This is a genomic window from Mucilaginibacter dorajii (genome assembly GCF_024808255.1).
In the GTDB taxonomy this organism is placed as follows: Bacteria; Bacteroidota; Bacteroidia; order Sphingobacteriales; family Sphingobacteriaceae; genus Mucilaginibacter; species Mucilaginibacter dorajii.
The window spans coordinates 1-19,631 of sequence record NZ_JANTYS010000044.1 but is presented as its reverse complement, the minus strand read 5'-3'; the positions used below and the strand labels follow the sequence as shown (position 1 = coordinate 19,631).

Sequence of the window (19,631 nt, the reverse complement as noted above, 5' to 3'; positions counted from 1 at the left end):
ACGACAGGCATTATGCGAGAAAAACCAAAGCAGGAAAGTATAAAAAGTACAAATAAACTAACTAAGTTAGCGCCATTACTCTCAAGAGGGGATTTTTATAATTCTTTTTACAGCAACTTCTTAATCTTTCCTAAAAGATCATCAATTTCAAATGGTTTGGCCAGGAAATCATCGGCACCGGCTTCAAACGCCGAGAGTTCAATATCGCGACTGGCCGAGATCATGATAATAGGAATGTCCTTGGTATCTGCACGGTGCTTAAGCTCGCGGCAAATATCGCGACCATCCGATCCCGACATCCAGATATCAAGCAAAAGAAGGTCCGGAAATTCAGATGTCATATCTAAAACGGTCGCGCCATTCACTGTCGACGAAACCTCGTAACCTTCAAAATCTAAAATAATTTCAACTGCATCCACAATTCCCGGATCATCGTCCGCAATCATGATCTTTTTTGTATTTCCCAATCTATTTCCTCCTCCACAAAAATCAAGCCTATAATTGTAAATTGTACAGTAATTGTTTCTTTAATGTTAACCGTTAAAGTTTTCGGGCTTTTGCACGGGGAGTGCAAAATAAAATATCGCTTCTTTCCCCTCTTCACTATCCACCCAAATACCCCCCTCCTCGTGCTTCATGATCGCTGATGATATCTACAAACCAAGGCCTAAACCAGGAAAAGTATGCAGCGTTTGCGCCGCAAACATGATAAAACTACTCAAAAACCTTTTGCTGCTTCTCGTTTGAAATACCTATTCCAAAATCTTGAACGCTTACTATTACCTCGTTATTGTTTAACCGGGTATCAACGATGATATCTTTTGTATGCAGCGAATATTTTAGAGCGTTACTAATTAAATTGACCAATACCTGCCCTGAGCCTTTCCCTCTCAGCATACACCTGTCCTGTTTGCTGCATATTTTGAGATAAAAGTACATTATAACCTACCGGTTTACAATTTGTTTTAACGAGGTTTAATAATCAGAATAATCGGTTGGGAATAGAAAATAAATATCTACATGCGATACATTATTCTGATACTCAGCCTTTGCCGAAAGGCTTTTCCAGTAAGCATCTTTGCCAAAGGTATCCCAATGTTTGTCCCTATCATCCTTACTGTTGAATGTAGTCATGTACATGAGGTTGGGCATATGCGAACCAGATACCACTTCGGAGTAAAAAACAGCGTTAAAACCAAGGCGTTTAAACAGGCCTATCTCATCGCCATCGTTAAACATGCGTACTTTATTATAGTTGTATTTTTCGGTAGCGCTTTCATAGCTGCGCAATTCATACACCCGCTGGGCCTTTGGCCCGGTAAGCTGCGGAACAGCCGGCACAGGCATACCCGGGAAAGCGTGCAATATTAAAGTTTCCATGCGGGCATAAGGTGCCTCTTTATAATCGGCATTAAGGTAATCTTCACCATCTGCAAAAAATTTGGTATCGGCCTGTAGCTTTTTATCAACGCTTGTCCATTTATCTAATGAGGTAAAAGGTGTGTATACGTAAATACGCATATCGGCAGTATCCTGCTTTACAGGTTTAAACACACCCACATTGGGGATACCTGCACGGTGCAGGGCAGGCAGATAGGCATCTTTTAAATAACGTTCTATCCTGCCTTCCTGTTCGTAAGTTTTATAGTGATAAATTTTAAGTTCATAATAATACCTTTTGGGCGATGCCGAAAGGTTTAAGGTGAAAAGCATAAAGCTTAAAAACAATGTGATTAACCAGGTAGGTGTATTTTTCATGGCGAATAAAATTTTGTAAATATAATTTCAAATCCTGTATTTTTTAGGGCTTTGTCAGAGAAATCGCTTTTAAAATTACAAGGCAGTTTTTGGCTAAAGCCATCTCTTTTATTACTTTCATTCCGCCCTATAAATGGGACGGCAATGAATTTTTAACGTTATTTAAATCGTTTATTAAATTCATTGCCGTTTGGCTTCAGCCAACGGATTATAGCAATAACAAAACATGGCTTTAGCCAAATTCTTACCAGTTTAAGTTTTAAAAGCGAGGGCTATGAGGAACACTATCGACTATTTTAAAACCTTGAAGAATACCAATAAAAAATCGTCATTGCTTTGTTAAACAATGACGATTTGTAAAAGTGTTTGTCATCCTGAGGGACGAAGGATCTTCTTCGTCCTGCTAATTGCCGACTTTTATAGTGAAAAAGATGCTTCGCGCCTACCCATGGCAAGTCCACCATGTCATTGCGAGTAACCATCAGGCGCAACTGAAAAAAATAGTGATGACATCGTTAACGCGCTTGTGTAGAGACGCAACATTTTGCGTCTCCCGCGTGCAAATGCAACACGCAAATTTAAAATCTCACAAATCCGCTCTGTGTAGCGGGAGACGCAAAATATTGCGTCTCTACAAAAAAAATATATTTGATAATCAATAGCTTACAATCACGTCATTATAAGGAACGAAGCAATCTCATACGCTACAGGGCGAATCTGCACAGTTCGCGATTGCTTCGTTCCTCCCCATGACGTATTGTACTTTACACAAACATTGGCTTTAAACGCTGGCTAAGATTCACCCGGCGAGGCTTCGCCCGCCACCCTCTCTTCACCTGCGGTGGAAAGAGGGGTTTTAATAGTTAATCAATTGATTACAAGGAATATGAATACCAAAAATCTTCAAACCCCTCTTTCCGGCGAAGCCGAAGAGAGGGTGCCGCGCGTAGCGTTAGCGGGTGAGTCTTCGCCGCCATGCGATCTGCGTCATTTCACCTTCAGAGTCCGCGGGATTTTATAACTCAGCATGACGGGGTGTAGATCGTGTTTATTACAACTCCCTTACCCAAATATTACGGAAACTAAGCGGCTCGCTTTTATCACCGTGGGCTTGTAGTTTAATTGGCGACGGACCATGAGCTTTACCTTCGTAAGATGGTTTGCCAATGTACTGGGTTGGACCAAGCAACTCAAAGTTATTTTCAACCAACACGCCGTTAAAAAATACGGTAGCACGTGCAGCCGATTTTAAGGTACCATCCTGGTTAAACACCGGGGCTGTCCAAACTACATCATATACGTTCCATTCGCCTGGTTTACGGCCCGGGTTTGCCAATGGGATCACTTGTTTGTACAAGCTACCCGCCATACCATTTACATAGGTTTTGTTGTTGTATGAATCTAAAACCTGCAATTCGTAACCGGCATCGCCTTTACCTATTGATGCTAAAAACACACCACTATTACCACGGGCCTGGCCACTACCGGTAATAGATGCCGGTACGCGCCACTCCAGGTGTAACTGATAATTGGTAAATTTTTGTTTGGTTTCAATGTTGCCTGTAGCTTTATTTACGGTAAGGATATCGCCCTTAACCAGCCATTTGGCAGGTGTTTGGGTTTCTACATCAACCCATTGGTCAAGGCCCTTGCCATCAAATAAAACAATGGCATCAGATGGGGCATCGCCCAATACTTTACCTGGTACTACAGCTTTCGGGATCGGATCCCAAATCTCGGTATCTTCTGGTTTCGCGTTTTGCGCGTTAGCCATAAAAAAGCTTCCGGCTAAAATGGTTGTTAATATAATTGAATATTTCATCTTATAATTGGTTTTGTTAGATGTGAAGGGTACCTTTCAAATAAGCAGCGCTTTTGGCAATGCTTACGTAAGGGTCAATATTGGTGTAGTTTTCCTGCTCAACAATAAAATGTTCAACACCACCCAATTTAGCTTTACTTAAAATTTTGACAAAATCGATATCACCAGTGCCTATCTCGGTGTTCAGGTTAGGGTTAGTTTTATCCCTGTCTTTAATATGTACAAATTTAAACCTGCCCGGATGCTTTTCGAAAATCGCGATAGGATCCTGCCCGGCACGTACTACCCAGTACAGGTCCATTTCCATATTTACCAGTTTAGGATCGGTGCTGTTTAATACCACATCGTAAAAAGTAGTATCACCAACTGGTGCCCACTCAAAATTGTGATTATGGTAGCCTAATTTTAAACCTGCTGTTTTGCAAATCTCGGCAGCCTTATTCATTCTGTCGGCAACATGCTTACAATCTTCTACCGTTTTGATCAGGTTATGATTAAGGCTTGGGATAATGATATAGGTTTGACCAATGGTATTGGCTACTTCCATGTACATGTTAAGCTCTTCGGTTTTGCTTTCGCCTAAAAACGAATCAATACCGTAATGGCCGCTTGGGCTGCTCAGGCCGTTATCTTTCAGTAATTTACCAAAATCCTTACTTGGTAAACCCCAGTAGCCTTTTTCTTTATTGTAGCCAAAGGTTTCAACTTCTTTATACCCTGCTTTAGCAACCTTGCCAATCACTCCTTTTACATCGGAAGGCAACTGATCGCGCAAGCTGTACAATTGTAAGCCCGCGCCGTTCTTTGTTTTTGCCGATAGTAATTGTGGTGCCAGCATAACACCTGCCGAAAGCAGACCGGCCTGTGCTAAAAATGTTCTCCTGGTTGTCATGTATTTCTGTTTAGTTAGTGTTGTGTTTGGATGATATTTATACCCAAAGGTTTAAACATCACAAATGTGTACCGCTTTACGCAACGACGCGATGTGATCTGGCTGCTTCGGAATAAATTCCTGCGCAACAAAACCTTTATGCCCGGTTGCCACAATGGCCTTCATAATAGCCGGGTAATACAGCTCCTGGCTGTCATCAATTTCGTTACGACCAGGCACACCACCTGTATGATAATGGTTAATGTATTGGTTATAAGTGCGGATGTTACGGATCACATCGCCCTCATCAATCTGCATGTGGTAAATATCAAACAGCAGTTTAAAATGTTCGGATCCTAACCTTTTGCAAAGTTCGGCACCCCACTCTACCCTATCGCATTGGTAATCTTTATGGTCTATTTTGCTGTTGAGCAATTCCATTACCAGTACTATGCCATGTTTTTCGGCAAGTTCAACCATGGGTTTTAAACCTTCCACACAGTTGTTCCAACCGGTTTCGTTATCCTTACCTCGGCGGCTGCCGCTAAAGCAAATGAGGTTTTTATAACCGGCGGCTGCAACTTTAGGGATCATCTCGCTATAGTTTTTGTGCAACTGGGCATGAAACTCTTTATCGCCAAAACCATCGGTAAGGTTAATTTCGGCACCGTTACACATGGATGAGTACAGCCCGTATTTTTTTAGTGTAGGCCAATCAGCCGGACCAACCAGGTCGATCCCTTTAATGCCAATATCTTTGGCAGCAATACAAAGCTGCTCAACCGAAATATCGCCATAGCACCAGCGGCAAACGGCATGGTTAATATTACCTTTTAAAGCGGTATCAACATTCATTTCTTTTTCTCCGGATTTAAAAGACGATAACATACCCGAAGCCGTAATGGCCGCGGTACCTGCAACTATATTTTTGATAGCTGATCGTCTGTTTTGATTTGATGCCATGGTTATGTTTATTATGATAAAGACTTACTCAGGTACTAAGCAATAGTAGTTTTGGGCCAGTAATTTTAAAAAAACAAAGCGATAAATAAAGCCAGCAGAAAGGTCGCCGGCTTTATTATAATCTTGTTTACAGGAGTTTTATTTCGCTAAATAAATTCAATTATTTTTTTAGCGAAAGGATGTATTTTACAATTTCTTTAGCGTCAGCTTCAGCCAAACCAGGGTGAGCTGTCATAGCCATAGTACCCCAGTTACCGCTGCCACCTGCAATTACTTTTTTGGTGAGCATATCGATATTTGCTTCTGAAGCATCATACTTTTTGGCAATGTCCTGGAATGCGGGGCCAATAACTTTAGTATCTACCTTGTGGCAGGTACCGCAATCATTTGCTGCCAACAATTTTTCGCCCGCTGCAGATCCGGCAGAACCACCTGCCGCTTCAGCACCGGTTTTGGCTACAACGGTATCAGCATCGGCTTTAGCCGCACTGCTATCGCTGCCACCTTTGCTGCCTGCCGAGCCACCGCAAGCTGATAATACTGCACAAACGCCAAGAATAAAAAATGCCTTCTTCATAGTAATAATTTTCTTTTTGCCGGGGATAAGCCGGCGTTAATGTTGTTGGTTGATCAATATAACCCATCAAAACAAAGCCTGTTTTAAGTTATTATTTTAATGGATGATACCGTTTTTTAATTGTGTTGATAATTAAGGCGAAAAATACAATTTTATTCTAAAAAAAGACCTCATTTAAACAACTACAGCAGTTAAAGGATCAGTTTTTTTCTTAGCCCGCATGTAAAATACCAATCCTGTAAAAGCTACTATCAATACCAACGGTATAGTTAGTGTAAAATGCAATACATCCGGACCGGCCAGGCTTTTGGCTTGTTCCAAAGCTTTGGCAGGATCTGTACCTGCGGGTAACACTGCCATTTTAGATGCTACGATGTTATCATAGTACTTGCCCATAATCACTGTCCATACAGAAACCGCGAACATACCGGCACCACCCATTAAGTTGATACCCAGCGCGCCCGATTTCGGAATATTTTCTGATACAAAGCCCAGCATGGTTGGCCAAAAGAAACATACGCCCATACCAAATATAATAGCAGCTAAAAAGATGATATCACCATGTAAAGTGCTTAACATGTAAAGACCTAATGCTGCAACAATAGTCGACATTAAGATCACCACCTGTGGTGAGAATAGCTTCAATATAGGCTTTGCAAACGCGCGGCCCAATACCATAACGCCGGTCTCTAAAGTCAATAATAACAAGGCGTTATCAGTAACGTTTTTTAATAATACATCAATCCATTGGCCGGTAAACAATTCGGTAATGGCTGTACCAAACATACAGATGAACATAAATATAAATAGTGGCGATAGCACTGCTTTGTACATACCCGCTGTTGAAACGCCGGAGGCCACCCGTTCGGTAACCGGAAAATCCAGCTTAGAGAACAGGTAACCGTAAATAGCGGTTGGGATAAGCATTACCCCTACCTGTACCTGCCAGTTAAGCCCTATCATTTTAAATAAAGTAACAATTAAAGTTCCTATTACAATACCCCCCGGGAACCATAAATGGAAGTGACTTAGTTTGGTGGTTTTGTTTTCGGTATATAATGATGTTACCAGCGGGTTACAAGCTGCCTCAACAGTACCGTTTGCTATCCCAATGGTTAGGGTTGAGATAAATAACGTCCAATACCCGGTGGCGAATACCGTAAGTAAAATGCCTACCAGGTGAAATATAAATGCCAGTAACAACAGGCGTTTCATACCTATAATATCTACTATAACGCCACCGATAACTACGGCCAACGGGAACCCCCAGAAAGCGGTTGCCGTTATGGTTCCTAATTGCGAGGCGTTCAATTGAAATTTAACACCAAGATCGCCAAGGATACCGGCACGGATGCCAAATGATAATGAGGTTACCAGCAGTGATAAACAACTGGCCCTGAAAAGCTGTGCCCGATTAATAGTTTGCATTTAAGTTTAATTTGGTTATGATAATTAGTTAATTCGTCTTTTAAAAAAGTTACCCGTCGTCATGCTGAACTTGTTTCAGCAACCCATTCGCAAGGCCCATCCTGCCTGTCATACACTTTGCATGTGGGGTCCCGAAACAAATTCGGGATGACTTATTTTGTATATTACATCATGTTATTGCGAGGCAAGAAGCAATCGCGAACTATGCAGGTTCTCTGTACAGCGTCGACGACTCACCCCGGCAACGCTTCGCTGGCCGACCCTCTCTCCGGCTAAAGCCGCATAGAGGGTAAAAGCCTTTTATTTTCTATTCCCAAACCCTCTTTGCGGCTTGCCGAAGAGAGGGTGGTCGGGCGTAGCCTCGACCGGGTGAGTCGTTCCTTGGTTAGTTGGCACGGCGCAAATCAAGACTTACGAAGTTTTGAAAACTCCGTAAGTCTCAAATCTTTTATATCCCCAACGTTTTCCTATTCAACGTGTCATCTGCGCCGGATGCGGCGAAATCGTCGAACGCGCGTTCGGTTACGCGGATAATATGATCCTTGATGAACGTTGCGCCTTCGCGGGCACCGTCTTCAGGGTGTTTAAGAGCGCATTCCCATTCCAGCACAGCCCACCCAGGGAAATCATATTGTGTTAGCTTGCTAAATATCTGTTTAAAATCAACCTGTCCATCGCCCAGCGAACGGAAGCGGCCAGCACGGTCAACCCAGTTTTGGTAGCCACCGTAAACGCCCTGGCGTCCGGTGGGATTAAACTCGGCATCCTTTACATGGAACATTTTGATGCGCTCGTGGTACAGATCGATGTATTCTAAATAATCCAGGCACTGTAATATAAAGTGCGAGGGGTCATAAAGCAGGTTGGCACGTTTGTGGCCATTCACCTTATCCAAAAACATTTCGAAAGTGATGCCGTCATGCAGGTCTTCTCCCGGGTGGATCTCGTAGCAAAGGTCGATACCGTTATCTTCGTAAACATCTAAAATAGGTGTCCAGCGTTTGGCCAGTTCCTCAAATGCAGTTTCAACAATACCGGCAGGGCGCTGCGGCCATGGATAAACCATGGGCCAAAGCAGCGCGCCACTAAAAGTAACAGATGCTTGTAAACCTAAATTTTTTGATGCCTGTGCGGCATATTTCAATTGCTGCACGGCCCACTTTTGTCTCTCAGTTGGGTTTTTACGCAGGTTTTCGGGCGCAAAGCCGTCGAACAACTCATCATAAACAGGGTTTACCGCCACCAACTGCCCTTGCAGGTGTGTTGATAGTTCGGTAATCTCCAGGCCGTGGCTGTTAACAATGCCTTTTACCTCATCAGCGTAGGTTTTGCTTTCGGCAGCTTTTTGCAGATCGATAAAACGATCATCCAATGTTGGCAGCTGCACGCCTTTATAACCCAGCCCGGCTGCCCATTTGCAGATGTTGTCCAGGCTGTTAAACGGTGCGGTATCGCCAATAAATTGAGCTATAAATATTGCAGGTCCTTTAATGGTTTTCATAGTTTTTTGTTAGATGGTAAACTCCGTCCACTTTTTATCTGATTTGCCCGATGCAATCACGTTTTCAATAAATGCCATACCCCGTACGCCCTCTTGTATGCCAGGATAGTCCTGCTCTTCGGCGGTTGCCTCTTTACCTTCCAAACCAGCTTTTACGGTTAAAGCAAAGTTGCGGTACAAGTTAGCAAAAGCCTCCAGGTAACCTTCTGGGTGCCCGGCCGGTGTACGTGTATTGTGCTGCGCGAAAGAGCTGGTATAACCACCGCCTGTGCGCCATACTTCCATCGGTTTATCGGTGTACATGAGCGTTAATGAGTTGGCATCGCTTTGGTGCCATTCCAATCCGCCTTTTTCACCGTATACCCTAATCTTTACATTGTTTTCTTCGCCGGCAGCAATCTGGGTGGCCGTAAGCACACCACTTGCGCCATTGTTGAATTTTAGTAACGCAGCACCGTCGTCATCTAATTTGCGACCGGGAACGACCACATTGATATCCGCGCAGATCTGTGTTACTTCCAAACCAGTTACATACTCTGCCAGGTTAAAGGCGTGGGTACCTATATCGCCCATCGCACCTGCAATTCCGCTTTTACCCGGGTCTGTACGCCATGAGGCTTGTTTGTTATCGTCACCTTCTAAAAAGCTACTTAACCAACCTTGCGGATATTCGACATATACTTTACGGATAGCGCCTAATTTTCCTGCTTTGATGAGTTGTTTAGCTTCCTTCACCATAGGGTAACCGGTGTAGGTGTGGGTTAAGCAAAACAGTTTACCACTTGCCGCTACCACTTTTTCAAGTTCCTTGGCTTCGGCCAAAGAGAAAGTCATGGGTTTATCTAAAACAACGTGAAAACCGTTTTCTAAAGCGGCTTTGGCTGGATCAAAGTGAACGTGATTTGGTGTTACAATACTAATCACCTGTACGCGCTGATCTTCTGGCAGTTGTTTTTCCTTTTCGATGAGTTCGGTGTACGAAGTATAAACGCGGTCGGCCGATAAGCCTAATAATACACCGCTTGCTTTTGATTTTTCGGCATTGCTGCTAAAAGCGCCACAAACCAATTCATATTCGTCATCAATACGTGCGGCAATCCTATGTACAGCGCCAATAAAAGCACCCTGACCGCCGCCGATCATTCCTAATCTTAATTTCATTGTTTTTGTTAAGTTGAGTTGATTGGTTGATTAAGTTGGGATGGTTAAGTTAGATTGAGTTGATTAGGTTGGATTGAGTTGATTAGTTAAATTAGATTACAATCGATTGAGTGAGGTAAATTTGATGATTTGAGTCGATTTTTCAAAACATTGCTGTTTATTATTTTTTCAACCAAACAAACCACTTATCTAACTTCTCCAATCCGCTTCAACCTAATACAACTTATTCAACTCAATACAACCTAATCAACTCAATCCAACTTACTCAACCCAATCAACCCCAAACCAATATTTAGGTCGCCCAGGCTTTGTCGCCTTTTTTGTATGGGAAGTTACCATCGTATTTACCCGGTACCGCAATGTAGCGTAAGGCCTGGGTAGCACCCGGTTTTGAGGTAAAGAAACCCAGCAGGGTTAATTCCTTCATCATCCTGAAATAATGGTTAGGATCCTCAGGTTTTTTAGTTTTGGTGTAAGCTTTTTGCTCAGCATCAAGAGCGGTCAATAATTCAGTACGCTGTTTTGCATCAGCCTCCATGAATTTTTTACCAAACTTTTTATTGCTGGCTTCATCCAGGTCAGAGATACCTTTTAAGAAGATCTTCTGATCTGCTTCGGTATAACAATCTGTTACCATCACACCCATAAACTTGCCAATTTCGGCAGCTTTCGCGCCCGGAGTGGTTGTTGCAGGCAAAATGGTTTCGCCTACCTCATCAAGGAAGGCAACAATTTCTGGCTTGGATAAATCAGCCACACCCGATGCAGATGTTGATGATTTACATCCCGACATAAAGAACTCGGCTCCTATCACCGTGCCCCCCAGGATCAAACCAACCCTGGTTATCGCGTCTCTTCTATTCATTTAGTTAATTATTGATTTATTGAATTAATGAATTATTGAATTAAAAAGTTTTTCTTTCTGGTGTGATCGAATTATCAATTTGAATTATTGATTAAGGAATGCAAGCATTCATCAATCAATAATTCAATAACTCAATAATTCAATAATTAAACTACGCTTTCAGTTCAAAACCTTCGCGGTAGTTACGTTTAATGTATTTATTAACATCATCAAAGTTGGTAACCTTCATCAGTTTGTTATCCCAAACCAATTTAATACGACCACCATTCAATTCATGACCACGTACAGCAAGGTTTGCCATCAGCAATGCCTCGGTAAGCGGACCAGCTTTGTCAAATGACGAGCTTAGTTCTGTTTTACCGTAACCTGCAATACAGCCTTCAACCCATTGCGCGTAGTGACCATCGGCACCACCAGGTACACGAGCCCATTTCTGAGGCGCTTTTGCATCTTTGGTCAGTGTTTTAGACAATAAAGTAGGTGCATCAGAATATGTACTCGCAAACATTTTTCCTTTGGTACCAATAAATAATGTTCCGTTACCCTGTTCGCCGCCAAAGTCTTCGTTGGCCAACAATTCTTCCGGTCTTTCAGGCTGAATACCGCCGTCCATCCAGTGCAGGGTAACATCACCTTTAGTTTTATCTGTTTTAGGGAATGTTAATGTAATGTGGCTTGATGGAGGGCAGCTTTCAGGGAAGTGTCCTTCTTTAAACTCATCTACATACACACTGCCTACGCTGGCCTGTACATCTTTAGCATACTGTATGCCCAATACCCTAAAAGGTGCTTCAACCAAGTGGCAGCCCATATCGCCTAAAGCGCCGGTTCCGTAATCCCACCATCCGCGCCAATTAAACGGCACCAGTTTATCTACGTAATCTTTTTTAGGCGCAGTACCTAACCACAGATCCCAATCCAGTTCTTTCGGAATGTTTGGATCTGGCGCTGGCCATTGGATGCCTTGCGGCCATACCGGGCGGTTTGTCCAGCAGTATACCGTATGTACGTCGCCAATTAAATCGGCATCGTACCACTCAGATAATAAACGGGTACCATCGTTTGATGATCCCTGGTTACCCATTTGTGTAACTACTTTAAATTTCTTTGCAGCCTCGGTTAGTAAACGTGCTTCCCAGATATCATGTGTCATAGGTTTTTGCACGTAAACGTGCTTACCCATTTTCATGGCATTGTAGGCAATAATAGCGTGGTTATGATCGGGGGTTGAAACTGATACGGCATCAAAATTTTTGTGCTCCTTATCGTACATTTCGCGCCAATCTTTGTAGTATTTAGCTTTAGGGAACGCTGCTCTTGATTTGGCTGCTCTCCTATCGTCAACATCGCATAAAAAAGCGATATTAGCTTTACCGCTTTTTGCAAAATTGGCAATATCACTCTGCCCCTTACCGCCGGCACCAACACCTGCAACATTCAGCATATCGCTTGGGGCTATGAACCCCTTTCCGCCTAATACAAAGCGCGGAACGATCATGAAGCTTGCGGCAGCTACGGTAGTGGTTTTAAGGAACTCCCGCCTTGACGGGCTTGGAGTGGTTTGATCTTTTTCTTCAGACATAGGTAGTGTGTTTGTTATTGAATTAGATTTCGTTTTTCTTTAAAGCCTCAACAGCATAGTTGGCGGCTCGGGCCGTTAATGCCATATAAGTTAATGATGGGTTTTGGCATGCAGCCGATGTCATGGCCGAGCCATCGGTAACAAATACGTTTTTGGCATCCCAAACCTGGTTCCACTCGTTAAGTACCGATGTTTTAGGATCGCGGCCCATACGCGCGGTACCCATTTCGTGAATACCACGACCAAGGAACGGATTGGTGCTGTGTGTTTGCACATCCTTAACGCCTGCTGCTTCCAGCATCGCTTTGCCTTCGGCTTCCATAGCTATACGCATCTTTTTCTCGTTATCTTTCAACTCGGCGTCGATAGCTACAACCGGCAGTCCCCATTTATCTTTCCTGGTTTTATCAAGGGTTACCTTGTTTTCATGATAAGGCAGGGTTTCGCCAAAGCCACCCATACCTACCTGCCATGAACCTGGCTCGGTAAGGGCATCTTTAAAGGCACCACCTACGTTCAGTTCGGCAATGTCGCGGCTCCAACCTTCGCGGCTTGCACCACCCTGGTAACCAAAGCCACGGATAAAGTCGCGTTTATCGCCACCCAGGTTAGCAAAACGTGGAATATAGAAACCATTAGCCCTGCGGCCAAAGTAATATTTATCTTCAAAACCTTCGTAACGGCCAGATGCGCCCACACCTAAGTGGTGATCCATCAGGTTATGACCAAGCTCGCCGCTGCTGCTGCCCAAACCGCCTTCCCAAACATCTGTTGCAGAGTTCATCAGGATCCAGGCCGAGTTAATGGTAGACGCGTTTACAAACACGATCTTGGCAAAGTACTCGTAAGTTTGGTTGGTTTCGGCATCTAACACTTCAACGCCTTTGGCTTTCCTGGTGTCTTTATCGTACAAAATTTTGGTAACGATAGACCATGGGCGAACGGTTAAGTTTCCTGTAGCCATAGCAGCCGGCAAAGTAGCAGATTGTGTGCTGAAGTAGGCACCAAACGGACAACCTAACCAGCATTTGTTGCGGTACTGGCAATTAGTACGGTTATTATGTGGTACAGTGATATTGGCGGTACGGCCAATGATCATATCACGGGCTTCTTTATAATGGTCTTTTAAGCGTTTGGCAACGTCTTTTTCAACCACGTTCATATCCATTGGCGGCATAAAATCGCCATCGGGCAATATGGCTAAACCATCTTTGTTACCGGAGATACCTGCAAACTTTTCGGCATAGCTGTACCATGGCGCTATATCTTTATAACGGATAGGCCAATCTACAGCGATACCATCTTTTAGGTTAGCTTCAAAATCAACATCGGCCCAGCGGTATGATTGCCTGCCCCACATTAATGAGCGGCCACCAACGTGGTAACCACGAAACCAGTCGAAACGCTTTGTTTCCGTATACGGGCTATCTTTATCGCTTGCCCAATAATCAAGATTTACCTCGTTAAGCGGATAATCGCGCTTTAAAACCGGGTAATCGTCAATCATTTTTTGGGTACGGCCACCCCTGTGCGGGAATTCCCAGGGATCTTTATTGGCGTTTACATAATCTTTAATGTGCTCGATGTTACGACCGCGCTCCAGCATAATGGTTTTTAAACCCTTTTCTGTTAGTTCTTTGGCAGCCCACCCGCCTGAAATTCCTGAGCCAATGACTATTGCGTCATAAGTGTTTGCAGACATAAAATTATATTAGATTTTAAAAAATTGTTTACTACTTGGTTACTCCGTTAAATGTATGAATAAAAATTATTTTACAAATATTACATTGTGTTTTTTTTACACAATAAGCCCCCCGGCCCCCTAAAGGGGGAGTGGGCGGTATAAGTTCCCCCTTTAGGGGGTTAGGGGGCTTCTTCTATATATTCCCCTTCTTCATTTCCCCCACCGCGTAATCAGCTGCACGGGCGGTGAAGGCCATGTAGGTAAGGGATGGGTTTTGGCATGAGGTTGAGGTCATGCTGGCGCCATCGGTTACAAACACGTTTTTTACGGCGTGCATCTGGTTCCATTTATTTAATATAGATGTTTTAGGGTCATTACCCATGCGGGCACCACCCATTTCGTGAATATCAAGTCCCGGCGCACGGTGGTCACTGCTGGCTTTTATGTTGGTAAAGCCCGCGGTGGTAAACATTTCTGTTAACTGCTCAATATAATCCTTTTTCATTTTCTCGTCGTTATCATCATAATCAACCGAGATCTTTAACTGCGGGATGCCCCACTGGTCTTTCAATGTTTTATCAAGGGCAACATAATTGCTCTCTTTAGGAATAGTTTCGCCCATCATGTGCGATCCTACTTTCCAACCGCTCAAATCATCTTTTACTAAATTATCTTTTAAGCTACTGCCAACACCATCCCAGGGGCGTTGCTGGTAGCGATAAGCGCTAAAGCCGCTTGCATAACCACGTAAAAAATCAGTTTCCTGTTTGTACACGTTGCGGAAACGTGGAATATATCCGCCACCGGCCGGGTTACGGCCGTCGGTAGTCCATTCTTTAAAGCCATCATACTCGGCATTAATATGTGCCGAATAATTATGAAAAGCAACGTATTTACCCAGTACACCGCTATCATTACCTAAACCATTAGGGAAACGGTTTGAGGTTGAGTTTAATAAAACCAGGTTGGTATTTAAGGCCGCGGCGTTTACAAAAATGATCTTTGCAAAATATTCAATCGCTTCCTTAGTATTGGTATCAATGACACGCACACCGGTAGCTTTACCTAATTTCTCGTCATAAATAACTTCCTGCACAACCGAAAACGGGCGCAAGGTAGCATGGCCAGATTTTAAAGCCCAGGGAATAGTAGAAGCATTGGCACTAAAATAACCACCAAACGGGCATCCACGCTGGCAAAGCGTACGTTTCTGGCATTGTACCCTGCCCTGATCCAGGTGGATTTGGTTGGGTTTTGACAAATGCGCGCAACGCGCACTTATTACGTGGCGGTTGCTGTATTTATTTTTAACGTGTTCGCTAAAATAAGTTTCGACAGTGTTTAAAGGGAAAGCAGGTAAAAACTCGCCATCGGGCAGTTCGGCAAGGCCGTCTTTGTTGCCAGAGATACCCGCAAATTTCTCCACATAACTATACCATGGCGCAATATCTTTATAACGGATAGGCCAATCAACCGCGAAACCATCACGGGCGGGACCTTCAAAATCAAAATCGCTCCAGCGCTGGGTTTGGCGTGCCCATAGCAGGGATTTACCGCCTACCTGGTAACCGCGAATCCAATCAAAAGGCTTTTCCTGTACATAAGGATGGTCATTATCTTTCACAAAAAAATGAGCGGCATCTTCGCCAAAAGCGTAACAGCGGTTTACAATGGGGTTTGCCTCCTGAACAGCCATCGGCATTTCGCCGCGGTGCTCAAACTCCCAGGGGTACATATTGGTAGTGGGGTAATCAATGTTATGTTTTACATCGCGCCCACGTTCCAGTATCAATGTTTTAAGGCCTTTATCAGTGAGTTCTTTTGCAGCCCAGCCACCACTCATGCCCGAACCTATAACGATGGCATCAAATGTTCTGTCCTTTACGTTATCTATATTTAAATTGGCCATTATTTATGCTGATTGCTTTTGTTTATACGGAAAGCGTGCATTGTACCTGCCTGGTACCAGTTCATAAACTACCTGTTTGGTCATAAAATATTTTGAATTGGTGTAGCCGTTAACTGTTTGGCCTTTTATAATGCCGTAAAACGTTTTCAGCTCCTTAGGTAAAGCGGTACTTTTAGGATCTTTATCTGCCTCGATGCCTAATAACATTTCTTCGCGCTGTTTTACCGGCAAATCGGCAAAGGTTTTATTGTATTTCTTTTTAACGGCATCGGTAAACTGAGCCATACCGGTCATAAAACTCTGCTGTTCTTCTTTTTTATAACAGTCGTCAAGCATCTTCAGCACAAATAAATGCAGATCAAGATCCTTTGCACCAGGCGTGTTTGTTTTTGGAATAATAGTTTCGGCAATATCGCCTACCAACGTCTCCTGTTCGGCATTGATATCAACATTTTTGAGAGCCACGGTTGCTTTGCCTTTCTCCTGCATACAGGCAGGTAATAAGGCAGCGCCCCCAATAATTAAAGCCAGATTTCTGATCGCGGTACGCCTGTGCATTGCGCTAAATTGTTTTAGTATTCTATTTAAACTATCTGTGGTGTTTTACAGGCAATTTTAAATATGAGCTTGTTTGTTTATAAACGGTTTTCAAACTTAATAATTTTACCTTTTAAAACTAACGCTTTAAAAATAAAATGTAAGCCCGGGTAAGTTACTGTTATCGGGTTAATAACCCCACTTTTTCATGATTTGTAAATCAATTTTTACACTCTCAACCGGATCTTTGCCCTGGTATGCCTCCTGTTCGATGATAAAAAGCGATGTACCGCCTTTTTTGCTGCCCGCTTTTACTATTTCTTTCACCGGCATAATACCCTGACCCAAAATGCAGCTTTCGGTATCATCCCCATCATGGGGTGGTACTTTGATCTCATCCTTCACGTGCATTGATTCAAACCTGCCGGGATATTTATTGATAAAATCCAACGCGTGCCCGCCGGTACTCAGCATATTGCCAATATCAATTTGTTGTGCAACTAAAGCAGGATCGGTGTTTTGAATGATATAATCATACAGGGTAATATCGCCAACTTTAGTGCTGATCTCGAAGTTGTGGTTATGATAACCAAACTTCATCCCGGATTTTTGACACAACTCGCCGCATTTATTAAACCTTTCCATGGCTTTTTTAAGGGCATCCATATCGGTGCGTACTTTTTCGTCAAGCCATGGGCTTATCACATATTTTTGGCCCATGGTGGCAGCGTCTTCAATGGTATATTTCCAGGCATCGGTAAAATCATTTTTCGATTCGTCCCAGTGTTGGGTAGTCATCACGGTGTGGCCGCTTGGCATTTTCAGCGCCAGATCGTCAAGAATTTTTCTAAACTCTTTCGCCGGGAAGCCATAAAATTTACGGTCGATATAATTAGCATGTTCCACATGGTGATAACCCGCGTCGGCTAATTTTTTAAGCGTTTCCTTCGGATCAAGCTTCATGGCGTCACGTACACTGTAAAGCTGTACCCCTACTCTTTGCAACTTTTTTTGCGATGCAAATAAATTGTCAGGTAACAAGGCCGCGCCTGCAACTGCAAGGGCACCGGTTTTTAAAAATGATCTGCGTGTGGTCATAAGATTAAGAATCAAGAGTTAAGAATCAAGAATTAAGACAGGATTTATAATTAGTAGTCAAGATAGAAGTTATTCGTACAAAACAGAAATCTCCTTTCTATAATTCTTATCATCTTGCTATATATGTTAAGTTGATTTATTTTCTATCTTGACTCTTGATTTTTGACTCTTCTAAAGAGTTACTTACAAAAGCCAAATGCTTGCTATCGGGTGCCCATGATGGGGTATTGATAGTGCCCTGGCCGCCGTATAAATAGGCCACCACTTTTGATGGGCCACCACCTACCGGCATTACCCTTAAAAATACGTGTTTGTAAAAAGGATGATCGCCTGGGGCTACTTCATTTTTAAAGAAGGTAATATATACTATCCATTTGCCATCGGGCGATATATGGGGGAACCAGTTGTTATAATCATCATTAGTGATCTGGGTTTGCTCGCTACCATCGGCCTTCATGCGCCAAACCTGCATCAGGCCACTGCGTACCGAATTAAAGTAGATGTACTTGCCATCGGGTGTATACTCAGGGCCATCATCCAGGCCGGGTGTATTGGTTAAGCGCTCTTCGGGGCCGCCTTCTGAAGGTATGCGGTACACATCAAACTCTTTGTTACGTTCGCCGCAAAACACAATGTACTTACCATCGGGCGACCAACCGTGCATGTAGCTTGCCCCTTTACCTAAAACTGATACCCTTTTAGCTTCGCCACCGGCAGCCGATACCGTGTACCCAATTGACGGACCAGCATCACCACTACTAATGGCCAGCATTTTACCATCAAAGGAAAGCACATGATCGTTATTGTTGTTTTTTGCCGGGTTGGTGTTTAAAACCGATGGGGTATTGCTTTTAAGGTCATATTTATATAACGAGCCTTCGCTGTTATAGATCAAACTTTTACCATCCTTCATCCAGTTAGGTGCCTGTAATGAGCGGGGCGATTGGTAAATGATGGTACTATTTTGCGTTTCCAGATCCAGCAATTCGATACTGCTACCCAGGTATTGTTTGTAGGGCACCAGGTCGGCAGGCGCGGGTACTACAATCCTTACATTACTAAATGTGGCGCTTTCGCTTACATCGGCATTGTGTGAGCAGATGAAGATGCCCACGTAAACATCATCACCTAAATCCAAATCGCTTACTTCTTCGTTTACAAACAAATCGCCTTTGCGCGCTACCGACATGGTATAGGTATTGCCCTTGCGCTCCAACTGGATCACATCGGCGGCGGTAATACTTGATTTCTTTTCTTCGGTAACGCCACTAACCGTTTTGCGGTATTGCAACGAGGTTAAGCCATCTCCATGAACTACGGCATTGATATGTTTTGAGTTCGAATCAAGCGTACTGCGGATCATGAGGCCTACTTTGCGGTGTAACTCCACACCTTTACCTATAAAAGCGGCATTGGTACGGAGGATGAAATCACCCTTCATCTTTTTCCATACAAAATGGAAGTCGTCATGCGTAGTCCATATGTTTTGGCCCGATCCGGTGAGGTGATATTGCTGTAATTTGGCATCATACTGTGCGCTGCCCGCGTGTTTAACCGTACCTACATCGGTTTGACCATCAAAAATCCCGATACCCTGGGCATACACCTTTACATTAAAAAGAACAGAGCATAGCAGGCTTACTGCAAAACAGGTCACTTTAATACGCATGGTTTAGAATTTAACTGGTGTTTAAATTACACTATTAATTGGTATCACTAAGGTATGTAATCTGTTGCCAATTAGAATAATACTTTTTTAACATAATGCCGGGTGTAAAGTAAAAAAGAGGCCGTATCATAATTCAAATGATGCGGCCTCTATGTTTGCAACGTATTGGCTCCATGTTTATCTGTTTTCGTTGAATTTCTCAGCAA

18 protein-coding genes are annotated in these 19,631 nt (G+C 43.3%); all 18 read right to left on the bottom strand.

All coding sequences use genetic code 11. From position 1 onward, the window contains the following. Positions 1–107 precede the first annotated feature (107 nt). Entirely contained in the window at positions 108–446 is a 339-nt protein-coding gene (locus FHS10_RS29050; RefSeq protein WP_259097740.1) for a response regulator transcription factor, read from the bottom strand. A gap of 87 nt (positions 447–533) precedes the next feature. After that, positions 534–638 carry a cell wall metabolism sensor histidine kinase WalK gene (locus tag FHS10_RS29045; RefSeq protein WP_259097739.1) on the bottom strand — a complete coding sequence of 35 codons (105 nt, stop codon included), beginning with the start codon at positions 636–638 and terminating at the stop codon, positions 534–536. A gap of 76 nt (positions 639–714) precedes the next feature. Next, the gene (locus FHS10_RS29040) at positions 715–897 is read right to left on the bottom strand and encodes an ATP-binding protein (protein WP_259097737.1); all 183 of its coding nucleotides are present in this window, start codon (positions 895–897) and stop codon (positions 715–717) included. Between the two features lie 78 nt (positions 898–975). Beyond that, positions 976–1,758, bottom strand: coding sequence for an NIPSNAP family protein (locus FHS10_RS29035; RefSeq protein ID WP_259097736.1), 783 nt, complete (start codon positions 1,756–1,758; stop codon positions 976–978). A gap of 1,051 nt (positions 1,759–2,809) precedes the next feature. Beyond that, on the bottom strand, positions 2,810–3,580 hold the full coding sequence (locus FHS10_RS29030; RefSeq protein ID WP_259097734.1) for a 3-keto-disaccharide hydrolase: 771 nt from the start codon (positions 3,578–3,580) through the stop codon (positions 2,810–2,812). 16 nt (positions 3,581–3,596) lie between these two features. Further along, positions 3,597–4,472, bottom strand: coding sequence for a sugar phosphate isomerase/epimerase family protein (locus tag FHS10_RS29025; RefSeq protein WP_259097733.1), 876 nt, complete (start codon positions 4,470–4,472; stop codon positions 3,597–3,599). A gap of 51 nt (positions 4,473–4,523) precedes the next feature. After that, on the bottom strand, positions 4,524–5,414 hold the full coding sequence (locus FHS10_RS29020; protein WP_259097731.1) for a hydroxypyruvate isomerase family protein: 891 nt from the start codon (positions 5,412–5,414) through the stop codon (positions 4,524–4,526). Positions 5,415–5,574: 160 nt separating this feature from the next. Continuing rightward, positions 5,575–5,991 carry a c-type cytochrome gene (locus FHS10_RS29015; RefSeq protein WP_259097730.1) on the bottom strand — a complete coding sequence of 139 codons (417 nt, stop codon included), beginning with the start codon at positions 5,989–5,991 and terminating at the stop codon, positions 5,575–5,577. A 174-nt stretch (positions 5,992–6,165) separates the two neighbouring features. Next, positions 6,166–7,419 (bottom strand): MFS transporter, encoded by a 1,254-nt coding sequence (locus FHS10_RS29010; RefSeq protein ID WP_259097727.1) that lies wholly within the window; start codon positions 7,417–7,419, stop codon positions 6,166–6,168. Between the two features lie 448 nt (positions 7,420–7,867). Then, complete coding sequence (locus tag FHS10_RS29005) at positions 7,868–8,920, bottom strand: sugar phosphate isomerase/epimerase family protein (RefSeq protein ID WP_259097724.1); 1,053 nt, start codon at positions 8,918–8,920, stop codon at positions 7,868–7,870. Positions 8,921–8,929: 9 nt separating this feature from the next. Then, positions 8,930–10,081, bottom strand: a complete 1,152-nt coding sequence (locus tag FHS10_RS29000; RefSeq protein ID WP_259097722.1) for a Gfo/Idh/MocA family protein — start codon at positions 10,079–10,081, stop codon at positions 8,930–8,932. A 292-nt stretch (positions 10,082–10,373) separates the two neighbouring features. Further along, positions 10,374–10,946, bottom strand: a complete 573-nt coding sequence (locus FHS10_RS28995) for a gluconate 2-dehydrogenase subunit 3 family protein (RefSeq protein ID WP_259097720.1) — start codon at positions 10,944–10,946, stop codon at positions 10,374–10,376. A 151-nt stretch (positions 10,947–11,097) separates the two neighbouring features. After that, the gene (locus FHS10_RS28990; protein WP_259097719.1) at positions 11,098–12,528 is read right to left on the bottom strand and encodes a Gfo/Idh/MocA family protein; all 1,431 of its coding nucleotides are present in this window, start codon (positions 12,526–12,528) and stop codon (positions 11,098–11,100) included. Positions 12,529–12,550: 22 nt separating this feature from the next. Next, a complete protein-coding gene (locus tag FHS10_RS28985; RefSeq protein ID WP_259097717.1) occupies positions 12,551–14,230 on the bottom strand; it encodes a GMC oxidoreductase in 1,680 nt (559 codons plus the stop codon). A gap of 175 nt (positions 14,231–14,405) precedes the next feature. Beyond that, positions 14,406–16,121: a GMC oxidoreductase gene (locus FHS10_RS28980; protein WP_259097716.1), complete on the bottom strand. Its 1,716-nt coding sequence runs from the start codon at positions 16,119–16,121 to the stop codon at positions 14,406–14,408. A gap of 3 nt (positions 16,122–16,124) precedes the next feature. Next, positions 16,125–16,679 (bottom strand): gluconate 2-dehydrogenase subunit 3 family protein, encoded by a 555-nt coding sequence (locus tag FHS10_RS28975; RefSeq protein WP_259097714.1) that lies wholly within the window; start codon positions 16,677–16,679, stop codon positions 16,125–16,127. Positions 16,680–16,847: 168 nt separating this feature from the next. Beyond that, positions 16,848–17,756 carry a sugar phosphate isomerase/epimerase family protein gene (locus FHS10_RS28970; RefSeq protein WP_259097713.1) on the bottom strand — a complete coding sequence of 303 codons (909 nt, stop codon included), beginning with the start codon at positions 17,754–17,756 and terminating at the stop codon, positions 16,848–16,850. Positions 17,757–17,892: 136 nt separating this feature from the next. Next, entirely contained in the window at positions 17,893–19,425 is a 1,533-nt protein-coding gene (locus FHS10_RS28965; protein WP_259097711.1) for a TolB family protein, read from the bottom strand. Positions 19,426–19,631 lie beyond the last annotated feature (206 nt).